Source organism: Alteromonas oceanisediminis (genome assembly GCF_018474025.1).
Taxonomy (GTDB): domain Bacteria; phylum Pseudomonadota; class Gammaproteobacteria; order Enterobacterales; family Alteromonadaceae; genus Alteromonas_E; species Alteromonas_E oceanisediminis.
On the sequence record NZ_JAHCTA010000004.1, the window covers coordinates 114,802 to 132,111 of the forward strand.

15 protein-coding genes are annotated in these 17,310 nt (G+C 48.4%); 6 read left to right on the forward strand and 9 right to left on the reverse strand.

Features of this window, described 5'->3' with window-relative positions; translation table 11 throughout:
• Positions 1-69 precede the first annotated feature (69 nt).
• The 4 genes from KIU71_RS08240 to KIU71_RS08255 form a co-directional block, all read right to left on the reverse strand.
• A complete protein-coding gene (locus tag KIU71_RS08240; RefSeq protein ID WP_214130750.1) occupies positions 70-3,222 on the reverse strand; it encodes an efflux RND transporter permease subunit in 3,153 nt (1,050 codons plus the stop codon).
• Complete coding sequence (locus KIU71_RS08245) at positions 3,219-4,448, reverse strand: efflux RND transporter periplasmic adaptor subunit (protein WP_214130751.1); 1,230 nt, start codon at positions 4,446-4,448, stop codon at positions 3,219-3,221. The genes KIU71_RS08240 and KIU71_RS08245 overlap by 4 nt, the downstream gene beginning before the upstream one ends.
• Positions 4,449-4,623: 175 nt before the next feature.
• Entirely contained in the window at positions 4,624-5,550 is a 927-nt protein-coding gene (locus KIU71_RS08250) for an electron transfer flavoprotein subunit alpha/FixB family protein (protein WP_214130752.1), read from the reverse strand.
• On the reverse strand, positions 5,547-6,299 hold the full coding sequence (locus KIU71_RS08255; protein ID WP_214130753.1) for an electron transfer flavoprotein subunit beta/FixA family protein: 753 nt from the start codon (positions 6,297-6,299) through the stop codon (positions 5,547-5,549). Before KIU71_RS08255 ends, KIU71_RS08250 begins: the two co-directional genes overlap by 4 nt.
• A 210-nt stretch (positions 6,300-6,509) precedes the next feature.
• On the opposite strand from KIU71_RS08255, the gene KIU71_RS08260 reads away from it, so the two are divergent.
• The 5 genes from KIU71_RS08260 (at position 6,510) to KIU71_RS08280 (ending at position 11,362) form a co-directional block, all read left to right on the forward strand.
• Positions 6,510-8,162: an electron transfer flavoprotein-ubiquinone oxidoreductase gene (locus KIU71_RS08260; protein ID WP_214130754.1), complete on the forward strand. Its 1,653-nt coding sequence runs from the start codon at positions 6,510-6,512 to the stop codon at positions 8,160-8,162.
• A 10-nt stretch (positions 8,163-8,172) separates the two neighbouring features.
• On the forward strand, positions 8,173-8,946 hold the full coding sequence (locus KIU71_RS08265; RefSeq protein ID WP_214130756.1) for an alpha/beta fold hydrolase: 774 nt from the start codon (positions 8,173-8,175) through the stop codon (positions 8,944-8,946).
• Positions 8,947-9,393: 447 nt separating this feature from the next.
• Entirely contained in the window at positions 9,394-9,618 is a 225-nt protein-coding gene (locus KIU71_RS08270) for a DUF2788 domain-containing protein (RefSeq protein ID WP_214130757.1), read from the forward strand.
• 31 nt (positions 9,619-9,649) lie between these two features.
• Positions 9,650-10,174 carry a flavodoxin FldA gene (gene fldA / locus KIU71_RS08275; RefSeq protein WP_214130758.1) on the forward strand — a complete coding sequence of 175 codons (525 nt, stop codon included), beginning with the start codon at positions 9,650-9,652 and terminating at the stop codon, positions 10,172-10,174.
• A 93-nt stretch (positions 10,175-10,267) separates the two neighbouring features.
• Entirely contained in the window at positions 10,268-11,362 is a 1,095-nt protein-coding gene (locus KIU71_RS08280; RefSeq protein WP_214130760.1) for a tetratricopeptide repeat protein, read from the forward strand.
• Here the strand turns inward: KIU71_RS08280 and KIU71_RS08285 are convergent.
• A complete protein-coding gene (locus KIU71_RS08285) occupies positions 11,352-13,352 on the reverse strand; it encodes a methyl-accepting chemotaxis protein (RefSeq protein WP_214130761.1) in 2,001 nt (666 codons plus the stop codon). The two genes, KIU71_RS08280 and KIU71_RS08285, sit on opposite strands and share 11 nt — an antisense overlap.
• A gap of 261 nt (positions 13,353-13,613) precedes the next feature.
• Between KIU71_RS08285 and fur the strand changes: the two genes are divergently transcribed.
• Positions 13,614-14,042: a ferric iron uptake transcriptional regulator gene (fur, locus tag KIU71_RS08290; RefSeq protein ID WP_214130763.1), complete on the forward strand. Its 429-nt coding sequence runs from the start codon at positions 13,614-13,616 to the stop codon at positions 14,040-14,042.
• Here fur and KIU71_RS08295 read toward each other — a convergent pair.
• The 4 genes from KIU71_RS08295 to KIU71_RS08310 are packed head-to-tail and all read right to left on the reverse strand — an operon-like array spanning position 14,039 to position 17,265.
• A complete protein-coding gene (locus KIU71_RS08295) occupies positions 14,039-14,911 on the reverse strand; it encodes an aminotransferase class IV (protein WP_214130765.1) in 873 nt (290 codons plus the stop codon). The two genes, fur and KIU71_RS08295, sit on opposite strands and share 4 nt — an antisense overlap.
• Positions 14,908-15,873 (reverse strand): 5-oxoprolinase subunit C family protein, encoded by a 966-nt coding sequence (locus KIU71_RS08300; RefSeq protein ID WP_214130766.1) that lies wholly within the window; start codon positions 15,871-15,873, stop codon positions 14,908-14,910. The genes KIU71_RS08295 and KIU71_RS08300 overlap by 4 nt, the downstream gene beginning before the upstream one ends.
• Positions 15,866-16,537, reverse strand: coding sequence for a 5-oxoprolinase subunit B family protein (locus tag KIU71_RS08305; RefSeq protein WP_214130767.1), 672 nt, complete (start codon positions 16,535-16,537; stop codon positions 15,866-15,868). Before KIU71_RS08305 ends, KIU71_RS08300 begins: the two co-directional genes overlap by 8 nt.
• On the reverse strand, positions 16,534-17,265 hold the full coding sequence (locus KIU71_RS08310; RefSeq protein WP_214130768.1) for a 5-oxoprolinase subunit PxpA: 732 nt from the start codon (positions 17,263-17,265) through the stop codon (positions 16,534-16,536). The genes KIU71_RS08305 and KIU71_RS08310 overlap by 4 nt, the downstream gene beginning before the upstream one ends.
• Positions 17,266-17,310: the final 45 nt, after the last annotated feature.

Consider the following 17,310-nt stretch of genomic DNA (forward strand, 5'->3'; position numbering starts at 1 on the left):
CAGCGGCTATTAGGGCCTGATTTCGATTCACTGTCGAACTCAGGCCTTTTTTGTGGCTATCAATCTCGTTTATTTATCGAATGATGGGCTCTCATGTACGTACTCGCCTGCGGACTTCTTGCGAGACAATACGCCTTTTAAGTCGTTTAAAATTAAGTATAACGACGGTACCAATAGTAGCGTAATGATGGTTGCAAACAAGATCCCAAAGGCGAGTGAGATTGCCATTGGAATAACGACCTGAGCCTGCAGACTTCGCTCAAAAACGATCGGCATTAGGCCCATGAACGTGGTCAGGGATGTCAAAATAATGGCCCGAAAGCGTTGCGCGCCAGCTTGAATAGCTGACTCGATGAGTGAATGCCCCTCTTTGCGGTAGCGGTTTACAAAATCAACCATGATCAAGCTGTCGTTCACCACCACACCCGACAAAGCAATGATCCCGCAAATCGACAACACACTGACAGATTGCCCCAGGAGCAGATGCCCAACAACCGCGCCCACGATCCCAAAGGGTATAACAGACATGATAATGAGTGGCTGCGAATAACTGCGCAGTGGAATGGCTAACAATGCATAGATCGCAAACAGCGCAAACAGCATGCCTTGCATTAAGCTCACCATGGCTTCCTGCTGCTCGCGCGAATTCCCCTCAACTTTAAAATCCACCTGCGGATAGCGAGCAAGCAAATCGGGGATCACATTAGATGTAATTTCATTCATCGCTTCCGTGGGCTCCAGGATCGCTTTATCCAGCTTTGCGCTGACGGTAACGCTGCGATTTCCATTTACACGGATAATCGAGTCAAACCCCCGACCCAGCTCTATTTCAGCGACTTGCTCGAAGGGAACTTCATCACCGGCGAGCGTGCGAACCCGCATATTTTCTAAATGCCCCACCGACGATCGCTCACTTTGCGGGTAGCGGACCATCACTTTCACTTCTTCATCGCCACGCTGGACACGCTGCGCTTCGGCACCGTAGAAACCATAGCGCACCTGTTGCGCGAGCTGCTGCAATGATATACCCAAAATATCGGCTTGATCTTTAAGCGCCAACTGTATTTCATCAGCGCCGCCACTGAACGTATCATTGATTTCAGTCACACCGGTGTAAGCACGCAGGTATTCTTTCAGATCAACACTGATATTGCGTAGCTCATCGATATTTTCAGAAGAAAATTCAAAACTTAGGTCATCACCGCCCCCCGGGCCGCCCGGAGCACCAATCGTCAGGGTTCTTAAGCCAGGTATTTCAGTCACATAGTCGCGCCATATATCGCTGATTTCGGTGTCTGTGAGTTCCCGCGTTTCGCCCTTAGTCAGCTCAACAAATATCTGCCCCATTAGCGGGCCGTTATCAAACGCAATCGCATGCTTTACCACATCACCGCCACCGTCGGCTTTGACACTTTCTTCCATCTGGTTCATCGCCGCGAGCAATTCATCAATTGCCCTGTCGCGTTGTACCAAGGAAGAACCCGGTTCAAGTTCGACCGACGCCAACATAAAATCACTGGGAATGGTGGGAAAAAATACAAATCGCACTAAGCCGCTACCGAACAGCCCAGCGGTGAGCAATAGCATGGCAATAAAAGTCGCGAGCGTGGTGTAACGATTTTTAATGGCTTTTTCTAAAAATGGCACATACTTAGTTTTGACGAACGTTTTTATGCCTTCCGCAAAAAAGTCTCTAAATCGCTGAAAGCGGTTGGCCTTTGTTGGATCATACGGTTTTAACTTCATGTGCACTAAATGGGCTGGCAGGATCAATTTAGATTCAACCAATGAAAATACTAGGCAGATGATCACCACTAGGCCGATGGTTTTCCAGATAACGCCAAATACCCCTGTGACCATCAACATCGGCGAGAACGCTGCAATCGTCGTTAACACACCGAACGTCGCTGGCATCGCTACTTTTTTAACACCAGCGATAACGTTGTCGGCGGTATGACCTTTCTGATCAATTTCTGTGTAAGCCGATTCGCCCATAATGATGGCATCATCGACCACGATACCCAGCACGAGAATGAACGCAAACAGGCTTAGCATGTTAATCGACACCGCCACTGAGTCCAGCGACATGACCAGCAAAGTGCCTAAAAAACAAACAGGCAGGCCAACAATGACCCAGAATGCCAGCTTGATCTTAAGAAACAAGGACAGCACGATAAACACTAACAACGCACCGAAAAACATATTCTCCAGCATCATATTTAAGCGGTCTGCCAGATAAAACGAACTATCGCCCCAAGAATCCGCTTGTATGTTTGCCGGAAAACTCGCCCGATTGTTGTCGAGATACCGGTTTACCTGCTCAGAGATCTCCAGCGCGTTTTGATCCCCTACCGCGCGCACGCGAATACTCACAGCGGGCTTACCATCAAAACGCGCGTACTGATTGTTTTCGACAAATCCGTCCCGCACTGTTGCCACGTCTTTCAGCAGCAATCGTGTGCCGTCCTCACGAGTGGTCAGCACGATTTCTTCAAAATCCACGCCGTTATAGGCTTGGCCCGTCGTGCGCAATAAAATGTCACCATTCTCAGATTTAATGGATCCGCCGGGCAAGTCGATCGATGACCCTCTAACCGCATTGACGACGTCGGAAAAGGTCAGCCGGAATTCTTGCAAGCGGCGTTCGGTCAGCTCGATAGAAATTTCGTAATCCCTATCACCCACCACGGATACGCTAGAAATACCCGGTAAATTGGCGATATCGTCGCGCATATCTTTGGCAAATTCTTTCAGCTCACGCTCACTCGCATCACCATAAACCGATACCCACATCACGTCTTGTTGTGCCTTAACACGATACACAATCGGTTTTTCAGTGTTGGCTGGAAAACTCGGGATCGCATCTACCTGTGCTTTTGCTTCATCCAGCAGTATTTGCGTGTCGTAGCCATCTTCGACTTCGATTGTCACGGTCGACATGCCTTCAACTGACGTTGATGTGTACTTTTTGATGCCATCGAGATCTTTGATCGCCTCTTCGACCTTAATGGTCACGCCTTTTTCAACTTCTTGTGGCGCAGCGCCTAAATATGGAACTCGAACGGAAATGATGTTCAGCACGAAGTTAGGAAATACTTGTTTTTGAATGACATTCGCGCCGAAAATACCGCCAATGATCAGAATAAACATGAGCAGGTTTGCGGCAACGCTATTGCGCGCAAACCAAGCGATGATGCCGCTGTGTGTATCTATTCTGCTCATACAGATGCCTCGACCTGAGCTATTTCGTCATCTGCAGCATCTTCAACATCGCGTTCCGCTGGCGACGGTTCGTCGGATTGACTTCCCGGCAATCGGACCGGCATTCCGCTGTACGGATTAGGTACTGCGCTGGTAGCCACCTTATCGGTAGGCTCTAGACCACTGCGGATATACACAGATGTTTCATCCGCACGCACCACATCAACTTGCCGTATGGCGATTTCATTATCTGGGGTAACCGCCAGCACAGTGCCATCCAAACGCAGGGTATGACGCGGTAGTACCACTAATCTGTCGGCTTTTCTCCCGGTGATGGTCGCGTTGACGAATTGGCCAAAGCGCAGAACATCGCCGGCTCGGGTTGAATTTTCGTCGCGTAAGTAGGGGTCAGCGACTTGGGCCACGGCATAGATAACACGGCTTCGTTGATCCAAAACACCCTCGGTGCGAACAAGTGACGCCTGCCATTGTTTGCGTTGCCCTGCCACCACTGAGGTCAGGTTGACAGGAAGTGGTTCACCCTTGTCCAACTCTACAAACGCCAGATCCGCATCGGTTAGGGGCAGTCTGACCTCTGCTATGCGTGTCGAGTAAATCATACCCAACGATGTTGCAGAACTCACGAATTGCCCTACATCAACATCTCGCGATACAACCATACCATCATAAGGGGCCTTAATTTGTGTTCGCGCCAGGTTGCGCTGCGCTTTTTCCAACTGCGCCTGTGCCGCTTTCAGACTCGCTTGCTCACGCGCCAACTGTGGCTTGCGCAACCCTAAATCCGGTGCGACAGAGCTGTTGACTGAGCGCCATTCTGTTTCGGCGACACGGCCTCGGGCTACTTCTTCCTGAAGATTTGCCGTCGCTCTGGCCACCTCGGCCTCAGCCAGTTGCACTTCAGTGCGGTAGTCTTCTGACTCCAACGTGAGTAACACGTCCCCTTGTTTAAAAAAGCCACCTTCAACAAACACATCAGCGATACTGTCAATCCGCCCTGATACCTGTGCGGTTAATGTGGTCTCATTCATGGGTAACACATTGCCCTGCGTGCTTACCGTAAATTGAACCGCTTCAAACGCAATGGGCGTAGCACTCACCAGCAAAGCCTCGGTTTCGACCGGTTTTTTCTCTGGCGGCTTTTTCATGGAAATGAGCCCAATCATGGCGATCACCGCCACAATAAGAATGACAATGGGAATGCCTGCTTTTTTAATCGTATTGTTCATTTAAGGCCTTGTTTGAACGCATTTTCACCGCGCTAGTTTAGCCCAACCTAGCCCCCCAACACGATTAAAGATTGTTAATAAATATGTCAGAACCATGTCCACTGCCTGAGCGCTGTGCAAATACAAAAAAGCGGCTTGAGTAAGCCGCTTTTTTAAGTGGAGCTATCATGCGTAATTACAGTGATTTTTCCAACTCAGGTAGAACGTCAAATAAATCACCGACCAGACCGTAATCTGCGACCTGAAATATTGGGGCTTCTTCATCTTTGTTGATGGCAACGATCACCTTAGAATCTTTCATACCCGCAAGGTGTTGAATTGCGCCGGAGATCCCCACCGCAATATACAATTGCGGTGCAACAATTTTGCCCGTCTGCCCGACCTGCATATCGTTCGGTACAAACCCCGCGTCGACTGCGGCGCGAGATGCACCGATGGCAGCACCCAGTTTATCGGCAATACCATTTAACAGCGCAAAATTTTCACCGTTTTGCATACCACGACCTCCGGAAATAACAACATCCGCGGCGGTCAGTTCTGGTCGCTCTGATTCCGTCAACTCTTGAGATACAAATGAGGACTTATCCAGCTCAACCACATCTGCATGGGATTCAACCGGCGCGCTGTTGCCCGTGCCTGCCGCGTCAAATGCCGCAGCGCGAACCGTGACTACCTTCACGCGGTCAGAAGATTGAACCGTCGCAATCGCATTACCTGCATAAATGGGGCGAACAAATGTATCTGCGCTCTGTATTTCAATCACGTCAGAAATTTGCGCCACATCCAACAAGGCCGCTACACGTGGCATGAAGTTTTTGCCCGTTGTTGTCGCTGCAGCAAAAATGTGGGTGTAGCCGTCAGCCATATTAACCACGAGTTGAGCGATGTTTTCTGCAAGCTGATGTTGATAAGCGGCATTATCTGCCAGCAACACTTTGGCTACGCCGTCAATTTTCGCCGCTTCTTCGGCAACCGCCGCACAATCATGACCAGCGACAAGCACTGTAATATCATCACCAGCACGCGAAGCGCCGTGGATCATTTTGTGCGTTTCGGATTTCAGATGCTGATTATCGTGCTCTGCGTAAACAAGAATACTCATGAGATCACCTTCGCTTCATTTTTCAATTTATCGACTAAGTCAGCCACATCCGCGACCTTAACTCCACCTTCACGCACGGGTGGCGGTGATACACTAACAACTTTGACATTGGAAGCCAGTGTTACGCCTAAGTCGGCAGCATTGATGACATCCAATGGCTTACGTTTCGCTTTCATGATGTTGGGCAATGACGCATAGCGCGGTTCGTTCAAGCGCAAATCAGTGGTGACTACTGCGGGTAAACTCAACTTAACGGTTTGCAGGCCACCATCAATTTCACGTGTTACGCTCACACTTTCACCATCAACCGACACTTCTGAGGCAAATGTACCTTGCGGCATACCGGTTAATGCAGCCAACATCTGACCGGTTTGATTGTTGTCTGAATCAATCGATTGCTTGCCTAAAATGACCAACTGTGGCTGCTCTTGCTCAACCACTTTTTGCAACACTTTTGCCACTTGCAAAGAATCCAGATTTTCAGAGGTATCGACCTGAATGCCCTTGTCAGCACCTAGTGCAAGCGCTGTGCGAATTTGCTCCTGACATGCTTTATCGCCGATGGAAACCACCACGATTTCGCTCGCAACGCCTTTTTCTTTAAGACGCACCGCTTCTTCAACAGCGATTTCGCAAAATGGGTTAATCGACATTTTTGCATTGGTCAGATCGACACCTGAATTATCAGGTTTGACGCGCACTTTGACGTTGTAGTCAATCGCGCGTTTAACGGCAACTAATACCTTCATTTTCACCTCGATGAATGGGCTATTAAGGCCCGAGATCCGTAAGTTTGAATACGCAGGCCAGAAAAGACGGTTAAATCTACTGACAGTTGACGTAAACGTCAACCGCATTTACCCTGCTTCACAAAGCGTAATTTACCTGTTTTTATTGAGTTAAAATATTTGTTTAATCAATACTTCTCTATAAAAGCATAAAACATCGGGGAGATGAGTGTGGAAAGAGAATCTATGGAATTCGACGTTGTTATCGTCGGCGCAGGCCCCGCAGGGCTATCAACCGCGTGTAAATTGATGCAACTAGCCAAAGCGGCCGATCAGGAATTAATGGTCTGTGTGGTTGAAAAAGGCAGTGAAGTGGGTGCGCATATTCTCTCTGGCGCCGTGTTTGAACCACGCGCGTTAAACGAATTATTTCCCGATTGGAAAGACAGAAACGCGCCACTCAATACCGCCGTCACCCGAGATGACATTTATTTGCTGAAAGATGAACATAAAGCGACCAAATTGCCGAACGGGATCACACCGAAAACTATGCACAATGACGGTAACTATATCGTTAGCATGGGTAACGTATGTCGCTGGTTGGCTGAGCAGGCTGAGGAGTTGGGGGTGGAAGTGTTCCCCGGCTTTGCCGCCGCCGAGGTGATTTATAACGATGATGGCAGTGTGGGTGGTGTCATTACTGGCGATATGGGTATTGGTGAGCAGGGCCAGCATAAAGAGGGTTACATGCCCGGCATGGAATTACGCGCCAAACAAACTGTTTTCGCCGAAGGTTGTCGTGGTCATCTTGGCAAGGAATTAATAGCCAAGTTTGAGCTAGATAAAGATGCCTCTCCCCAACATTATGCGATCGGCTTTAAAGAAATTTGGGATGTAAAACCTGAGAATCATCAAGAAGGTCTGGTCGTGCACACCGCTGGCTGGCCACTTGATGACGCGACAGGGGGAAGCTACTTATATCACGCGGAGAACCATCAGGTTTTAGTTGGCTTGATTGTCGACCTGAATTACAGCAACCCGCATTTGAGCCCGTTCGACGAATTTCAGCGTCTTAAGCACCACCCGACCATTAAACAGTATCTAGACGGCGGAAAGCGCGTGTCTTATGGTGCCAGAGCTATCGCGAAAGGCGGTTTTAACTCCCTACCTAAAATGACCTTTCCGGGGGGAATGTTGGTTGGCTGTGATGCAGGAACGCTGAACTTTGCAAAGATTAAAGGCAATCACACTGCCATGAAGTCAGGCATGCTGGCGGCTGAGGCAATTTTTGAAGCGATGGCAGACGGTAAAGAAATCACATCTGTTGAGTTATCGTCCTACACCGAGAAATACAAAAACAGCTGGCTGTACGATGAATTGTATCGCTCACGCAATTTCGGTCCTGCCATTCACAATTACGGTACCTTCTGGGGTGGTGTGTTCAATACCCTTGATCAAAACGTATTTGGCGGCAAAATATTCATGAATCTGAGCGATAACGCGCGCGATTACGAAGGCATGAAACTGGCGAGTGAAGCTCAGAAAATCGACTATCCAAAGCCAGATGGCACGCTGAGTTTTGATAAACTGTCTTCCGTATTTCTCTCCAATACCAACCACGAAGAAGATCAGCCATGTCATTTGCAACTCAACGATCCTAGTATTCCTATTCAGGTCAATCTTCCGAAGTACGATGAACCGGCGCAGCGCTATTGTCCAGCGGGTGTGTATGAAGTGGTTGAAGACAATGATGGCAACAAGCGCTTTCAAATCAACGCGCAAAACTGCGTGCATTGCAAAACATGTGATATTAAGGACCCGTCGCAAAACATCCGTTGGGTAGTGCCTGAAGGTGCTGGCGGTCCTAATTACCCCAACATGTAACTGAGTCATTATGCTCAATTACCGGGTACAGCGAGCGGATATCGAGACTGACCAATGGGCCGTGCTTATCCACGGCCTGTTTGGTAGTCTGGATAATCTTAATGTGCTGGCGCGCAGCTTAAAGCCAACAACACACTGTCTGTCCATCGATTTGCCCAACCACGGACAGTCACCTTGGCTGGAGGATATCGGTTTCGATCAGGTGGCAGAGCAGATTGCTGAGGTTCTCAGGCATGAAGGTATTAAGTCCGCGCACCTGATCGGGCACTCTTTAGGCGGAAAAGTCGCACTGCATTACGCGATCACGCACCCCGAAGCGTGCCGTAGTGTGATCGCCGCTGACATCGCCCCTGTCGCCTACCCCAGCAGGCACAGCGCAGTATTCGCAGGTTTGCGCAATGTTGATTTATCCGAAGTCAATGCGCGTAGTGATGCATCGCGTATGCTGTCAGAACATGTAAAGGAACCCCCTACCCAACAATTTTTGTTGAAGAGTTTGAAACAATCAGGCGATAACTGGTCTTGGGCGTTTAATCTTAAGGGAATAATCGATACTTACCCGACCTTTATTGATTGGCCAAATTCAACCGATGTATTTAACGGACCGGTGTTGTTCATTATTGGGGGTGATTCAGATTATGTGACACCCGCGCATCAACAGGCTATTCAGGCACAATACCCCAATGCATCAGCGAAAATCATCAATGGCACGGGCCATTGGCTACACGCCGAAAAGCCCGCGGTGTTTAATAAAATTGTCGGTGATTTCCTTCAACATCACTAGAGCGTGCGATGGCGTGCATAAAGTCGCTGACTGACAATCGTCATGAATAACAAATAATGAGAAAACAAAACGTTTAGGGAGAAGAATGTGAAAAATCGGATCATGAAACACTGATTACCACGCTGGATCAAACCGGCCTGACGAACCTTTTGATTTCCGATGTCAACATGGGCGATTTGTTATTGGTCGCAGATAAACTCGAAACGGCTGGCTACTCTCTTTTCTATCTAAACAGCAACGGCGAAATAAAAGCGGTTGATATCGATTAAAAACCGGCTGCCGTTTTCACAAGGAATGATCAAATCGTCAGGGTAGCAGCGTTGCATCACGTTTAGGCGCAATGGTCCTTTTTTGGCGCTTTTTGGCGCTTTTTGGCGCTTCAAATTTTCCTCTTTAATTCAGTTCGTGGTATATTCTGCGCCTCATTATAGTGAGGTTCTCGGTTTAATGATTGCGGACAATTACGAGCAGATCGAAGCCATCATGCTCAACATCGGGTTGTTGGGGTTATTCTTGCTGATGGGTTACGCTATTCACGACGTGTTGAGCAAGAATAATGTGCCCAAGATAGGCCGTTTTGTGGCATACGGCGTACTAGGTTTAGGCGCTCTCGGTTTCGTTGCAAAAGGCATTATCGAAGTGTTTTACATGAGCATGGGTGTTAACGGCTAAATTATTTTTTGATTCAATTGAGGTAGATTAAATGGCAAGCGTTGGCCTTTTCTTCGGCAGCGATACGGGTAATACAGAACACGTTGCTAAGATGATCCAAAAACAGCTGGGCAAACAGCTGATCGACGTACATGACATTGCAAAAAGCAGCAAAGAGCAGATTGCCGAGTTTGACCTGCTAATTTTCGGCATTCCTACATGGTACTATGGTGAACCTCAGTGCGACTGGGATGACTTTTTTCCTGAATTAGAAGAAATAGATTTTCAAGATAAGCTGGTCGCGATCTTTGGATGCGGCGATCAGGAAGACTACGCTGAGTACTTCCTTGATGCCATGGGTATGATCCGGGATATCGTTGAACCTAAGGGTGCCATTATCGTGGGTCACTGGCCAACAGAGGGCTATGATTTTGAAGCGTCAAAAGGCATGGCAGATGATGACCATTTCGTTGGCCTAGGCATAGACGAAGACCGCCAACCGGAGTTGACTGAGCAAAGGGTAAAAGCGTGGTGTCAGCAAATTCATGAAGAACTGTGTCTTGCAGAGCTTGCGTAGGCAGCGGCATCCACATTAAACGAAAGGCGCTCTTGCGCCTTTTTATGATCAAAGGCGTCTGCCCTACCTTTTCGACAAAGAGTGTAAACGGTCATGTTAAATCCAACTCAACACGCTGAATCTCTTTACAACAATGAAGATTATCAGGCTGCATTAGCCCTCTATCAATCCATCCAAGATAACAGCGCGCACGTTCAGTGGAACATTGCCCGTTGCCAGTGGAAATTGGGCGACTATCACGCCGCATTGAGTGCATTTGAAAGTGCCTTTAATAAAGAATCCTCATTAGTTCACGCGATGAGTCTCGCTAACGCGCATATCATGTTGGGTTCGATTGAAAAAGCAAGGCAGTTGCTGGTGCGGATTAATATGGCTCAACCGGGTTTTGCCAATGCGGCAGTAAACCTCAGTCTATTGCAGTTTTGTGAACAACGTCGAGAAACCGCCATTAAAACGGTGGAAAGAGCATTTCAGCATAACCCAAGTGATCCCAATATCTTAATCACGCTCTATGCGTTCTATACATTAACACAATCGGCGCAAGCAAAAGCGTTGCTGGGGCACTTACCTCACGACATACGCACGCAAAGTCATCGAACATCGATTGACTTTATTTCCGAACAAATAGCCGCAAACCCGAAGATAAAGTTAACCAGTTCCACGCTGGAAAATTTGTCGCTTGCCCTTCAACACGCCAAACTGGAAGGTAGTGTGATTGAGTGTGGCGTGTATTATGGTCGCTCCATCAACTATCTCGCCGCTGAGTACGCTGGTGTCATAGATGGGTTTGATAGTTTCAATGGATTACCTGAAAAATGGAAAGCCGATGAAGCAGAGGGAAGCTATTCGACCGGCGGACAACTGCCAGATGTAGCCACCAATGTGAAGCTGCATCAGGGTTGGTTCGACGACACGCTTCCAGAGTATGCAAAAACGCAGTCTACTCCCATCAAGCTGCTGCATATCGATTGTGATATCTACAGTTCGACAAAAACCATTTTTGATTGCCTCGGCGGTTTAATTCAATCCGGCACCGTGATTGTTTTCGATGAATTTTTAGGCTACCCCGAATACCAGCAACATGAGTTTAAAGCCTTCTATGAGTTTATCGAAAGCTCTGGACTGGAGTTTGAGTTTGTGAGTTTTAGCCTATTGCCTCATGAGGCCACGGTTAGGATCATATCTTAAATTTCTCAACCGCTTGTTTCAGGCTCGACATTTGCGTTTCAATTTCGCTGGTAACCTCAGCCGACTTCTGTGTACTGTGTGCCGCTTGTTCAGCTAATTCTACAATCTGATCCAGGCTATTCGCTGCCTGCTCCAGCAGTACATCCTGATCTTTTGTATCATAAACGATCTGGTCATTAATTTTGGTGAGCGCAAGTACGATCTGGGTAATATCACTGACTTGCTGGTTCACTTTCTGGGTTAATTCTACGCTTTCCTGCGCCTGTTCTCTGCCATCTTTGATGGCTTTAACTGCCTGACTGGCGTCAACCTGAAGCGAGCCTATCATCTTCTCGATTTCTTCGGTGGAGTCATGAGTTCGATTCGCTAGCGTGCGCACTTCGTCTGCGACTACCGCGAATCCGCGCCCTTGCTCGCCCGCACGAGCCGCCTCAATGGCTGCATTGAGTGCGAGTAGATTGGTCTGCTCGGCAATGGTTTTAATCACGTCAAGGATGCTACCGATGTTACGACTATTTTCATCCAGTCGAGCGATAATTTGTGAAGATTGTTCCGCCTGTTGCGCCTGTGCTTCAACTTGCTTTCGGCTGTGGCTCAACAAGGTAATCACTTCCTGACTCTGTTCGTTCGCGGTGCGCAGTTGCTCCATGGACCGCTCGAATTGCGTGAGGTTACTTTGGCTCTTGGTTCTCACTTCGTGCGTATTCTCAGACGTGATCTTGATCTGTTCCCGCTGCTGCCCCACTTGCTCCAAACTGCGCTTACTCATGTCAATACTGCGTCTGGTGGTGTCATCCAACGCGATTTCTTGCTCAAGTATGTTGCCAACCAGCATGCGTAAACTGTTTGAGAGTTCATTCACTTTTTTGGCCAGATTAGCGAACTCACAATGACCCTCATCGCTTAAACGCTGCGTTAGATCGCCCTGGATCAGCTTATCCAGACCCGCATTTACACGCGACAAAGGAGTGACGATACTGCGGGTTGCCAGAACCGCCAAACCCACGACCGCCATTAAACCGAGCACAGCAATAAATATACTTTTGGTGACGTTAAGCTGAACATTTGACAATATATCGTTTTGCCCTGCTAGCGTCTGTTCACTGATTTGCGCGGTGAGTTGATCTACCCCATCCAACATAGCGTTGAGTGATGCTCTGGCGATTTGATTTTGCTCAGCCGCCTGTGTGATCGCGTCGATTTTTGCACGTTGCAACGCAAACAAGCCGTCGTCTTTTTCCAATAGCTGCTTTAACACGATAAACTGTTCATTGAACAACTCGACCAACCCTTCATCATCGATGGTTTCGGCAAGTCGATTGATATAATCCTTATCCACTTCGATATTGCTGACTGCGTATTCCAGATCACCAATAATACGCTCGGTCATTTCGCCATCATTTGAGGCCGAAAGCTCTTTAATGCCTCCCAACATCGGCGACAACTTATTATCGATACCAGTGCCGGCGCCAATCAGCGTTTGCAGACCCGGATCATCACCGCTCAGGTATGATAGGTCGAGCATCAACGCACTGGCTTCATCTGCCGCGTATAGCACTTCTTCTCCCAACGTTCTAATCGTACTATTTAATAGCAGGTGCCGTTTACGCTGTGCATACATGGCTTCACTGGCCACTAAAAATTGTTGTGGCTGCGCAAGCACTGCTAACTGTTCCTTTGATAATAACTGCCGAAGTGCTTCCAAATCCTGTTCGAAGACTGTCTTCGTGGTTTGAAAGCGCGTGTAGTTCTGCGCCAACGCCTCACTATTGCGCTCATGAAAACCGTTAGTGGTAATGTTGGCCAGCTTTAAACTGTTCGCCTGAAAACCGATGATTTTCGCTTGAACCGGCATTTTTTCTTCAACAACTGATTCAGCCGCACTGCGTATATCCACCAAGCCGATGTAACTGAGAAAACTGGTTAACATCAACAGCATGCCCAGAGCGATAAACCCAAATACGATTTTTTGAATAACAGTGAGTTTCATAATGTACCAACAATCTTGCTTTTATGAATCGCCGACACATGGCGTCTGATGAATGCAATGGCTTTTTACCACATCGTACCACTTGGTGACTAGCCGAACGGGACATATTGTAAATAAATTGTAAGGCATTTTTAGCATTTAGACCGGATCCATTCGGCGACTCAGTTTTGCCATTCTGCTATTGTTATTATCGTCTTTCCCTTTTAAATCTTGATAAGTCACCTATAATGGCGCTCATTAAATAAATCAAAGAAGCTTCTGATGGATCAAAATAAAGAACTTAAAAAAGCCGGCTTAAAAGTCACTCTGCCGCGCCTGAAAATCTTGGGAATCCTACAAGAGCCAGATAATCAGCACATCAGTGCAGAAGATGTGTACAAAATATTGATTGAACAGGACGAAGAGATTGGTCTTGCGACGGTTTATCGGGTACTGAATCAGTTTGACGACGCAGGAATACTCAATCGCCATCACTTTGAAGGTGGCAAGTCTGTGTTTGAAATCAGCCATAAAAAACACCACGATCACCTCGTCTGCCTGCGGTGTGGCAAAGTGATCGAATTTGAAGATGATGTGATTGAGAAACGCCAGGAAGAAGTCGCGGCGCGGCACAATATGAAACTTACCCACCACAGTTTATATTTGTATGGTGAGTGCAATAACGGCAACTGCGAGAACGCAGACGATTAGAACGAAAATTTGTGAGTGTGGTAACTGGCGAGTGCTTGTTCCCATACTCGCCCTACTTCACCCTGACCAATCGCTTTACCATCAATTTCCACCACTGGCGCAATCTCTTTACTTGAACTGGTCAGCCAAACTTCATCTGCCGATTTTAACTCATCCAGTCCTATTTGCCGTTCGCTGACCGTCAACGTACCGTCCTTGTGTAGACTGTCTATTACCATTCTGCGCGTGATCCCCGGTAACAATTGATTGTCCAGAGGGGGCGTATAGACCTTACCCTCTTTCACCATAAACACATTACACACGCTTGCCTCGGTGACCAGACCTTGCTCATTGTAGAGTATGGTTTCATTAACCCCTTGATCTTGGCTGTGCTGAAAATGCATCACGTTACCCAAGAGTGAGGTGGATTTTATGTGGCACCGTCTCCAACGCAGGTCTTGTTCGGTGTTCACCTTCAGTCCGGTCACGCTGCGCCGGTCCGCTTTATTTGACGCGGGTATACCAAACGCAAATGCAAACACGGTCGGTGTTACGCCCGTTGGGTATGCGTGAAAACGCTTCGAATCGGCACCCCGGCTTACGTGAATGTAAACGCCAATATGCTCGCCCAGCACGGCTTGGTTTTTGTCTACCAATTGCTGTGCGATCATTTGCCAGTCTGGTGCATGGATATTGTTGTTAAACTCGATGCCAATTTCACGCAACCCATTCGCCATGCGTATGGCGTGCAATTGTCCACCCACTAAGCGCCCAGCGTAACTGGGTATGACTTCATAAATTCCATCACCAAATAGGAAACCGCGATCCAGTGGCGATATTTTTGCATCTTCTATCGGTAAGAATTGTCCGTTGAGATAAGCGATTGTCATGATGATGAGTCTGTATAAAAAATTCGTTGTATCGATAAATCAAGCATACGCCAGTCATTTCTTGCTGTCACTGCATCGGCGCCTGAAAATGAAATTTGCTGATCAATGCTAGTCTGCGCAAGGCGTGGCAGATCAACGTGGGCTACTTTGGCAAGCTTCGGATACCCGCCGAGTGTTTGCCTGTCTGACATCATGATAATCGGTTGACCGTCAGGCGGAACCTGCATCGAACCAAAGGACAAGGGTTCTGAACGCATCTTAAATTGCATTTTTTGCACAGGATTGCCACGAAGGCGCAGCCCCATGCGGTTAGATTGTGCGGTGAGGGTATAAGACTCAGACAACAACCGTCGCCAGGCGAGACGAGAAAACACCTCAACCTGTTCGCCGGGCAAAACTCGTATAGGACCGTGTTGATAAACCCGGCGGATTAAATCCGACAATCGACTCTCATCCACCTCACGCTGATACTGCACATCGGTCGGTGCGCCATACACGGTATCGTTATAATTCAGCGCCTTACCGTCATTAGCCAGACCTCCGGCGTTTTCGCGCGCCACGGTGCACCGACTGTTGTAGCGTGTACCCGAGTCGATACTGAACGACACGCCTAGATAGAGCCTAGCCGCGTTCGGCTGGATGACCAGTTGTAGAACATCGCCTTTCTCAACGTGCACGGCTTTCCACTGTTCAATAGGCTGTTGATTGAGCTCACAATGCGCCTTTCCTCCGGTGATGGCTATGCGCAATGGTCGAGCAAAAACAGCGCGAAATTGTCCGGCGGTAATCTCAACTTGCGCGGCAGGCTCAGTGTGTTCGAGCAAGCGGTTATTGATTGTGTAAGCAAACCAGTCCATCGGGCCACTCGCACTAATACCTTGTGCCTGCATCCCGCGCCGACCGCTATCCACAATACAGGACAATGCCGCGGTTTCTTTGACCTGAAATAATGCGTCACTCATCGCCACTCACATCCCGAAATGCGACGGTATCGCCAATCTTGAAATTTAATGAGAGTAATGTTTTGCTGTGGCGGGCATAGCGCCCGATCAAATGCCACCCGCCCGGAGATTCAGTGGGATAAATAGCAGTATAGGCGTCTGCTATCGCTAACGTACCTGCGGGAACGACCGTTCGTGGTTCATCACGACGCGGTAATTGTAAGCTATCAGGCAACTCGCCAAGGTAAGCAAAGCCCGGAGAGAATCCGATTGCGTAGACGCGCAACGCAGCGTCACAGTATCGCTGAATAAACGCGTCACGGTCCATCCCGAGTGAACTGCACACGCGGTTTAAATCAAGCTCATCGGCACGGTCGAATACAATATCTATGGTGTGATGCACCGACGTTATTGACTCGCTGTGTCGTTCTTCTAAGCCGTCAAGCCACTGTAAAACATGATAGTGATCGACGCTTAGCCCATCGTATTGCAACATCAGCGTATCAAAAGCGGGCACGCATTCTTCAAGCCATGCTGGTGCTTGAGCAAGAATATGGCGATGCAGTTGCGCGACGCGGCTATTTTGTTGAACCAGCGTATCACCCTGAAAATAAATCGTGATGGCATTCTCAGCGCTCAACAAAAAATGTCGCACTGACCATTGTGTCAGCCAGCGCTGCTTCACGATGACATTTTAATGATGTGTTGAAGCGAACGCGCGATCGACAGAGCCTTGGGATTATCGCCATGTACACACAGTGACTGTGCAACAACATCAAGCTCCGATCCGGTGCTATCAATGACTTTACCGTGCTCGATCAGCAATCGCCCTTGCTCAATCGCTTCCTGTGGCGTCAAAACTGCCCCTTTTTCGCTGCGCGGCGTCAATGACCCATTGGCTTGGTAACGTCGGTCAATAAAGGCTTCAGCGATAAGCGTTAATGACTGGGGTTTGCATTCGGCTTGCCAATGCGAAAAGTGAGAGTGAGCCTGAAGCATTAAGTCAAGATGTGGAAAGTTTGCCATTGCCGCATAGACCGCATGGCGTACCTTATCATCGCTGACACAGTCATTATACAACGCACCGTGAGGCTTCACATACGTAAGCCGACCTCCCCAGCATTGGGTCAGCCCCTCAAGCGCCGCAATCTGGTATCGTAAACAGGCAGCCAGTTCATCTGCCGCCATGCTCATATGCCGCCGACCGAAGCCGACTAAGTCAGGATAGCCAGGGTGTGCACCAATACGCACCTTCGCCTCTATTGCTCTACGCACCGCTTTTTCGATAGTAGAGGGATCACCTGCATGGAACCCGCAGGCAATATTTGCTTGGTCAATTGAATCGAAAATGGCATCGTCGACCGACATGGACCATGGGCCAAAGTCTTCACCCAAGTCACAATTTAATTGCATGGCATGTTCCCTGATCTTTCGGTTCTGCTTTGTTTCAACAGTGCG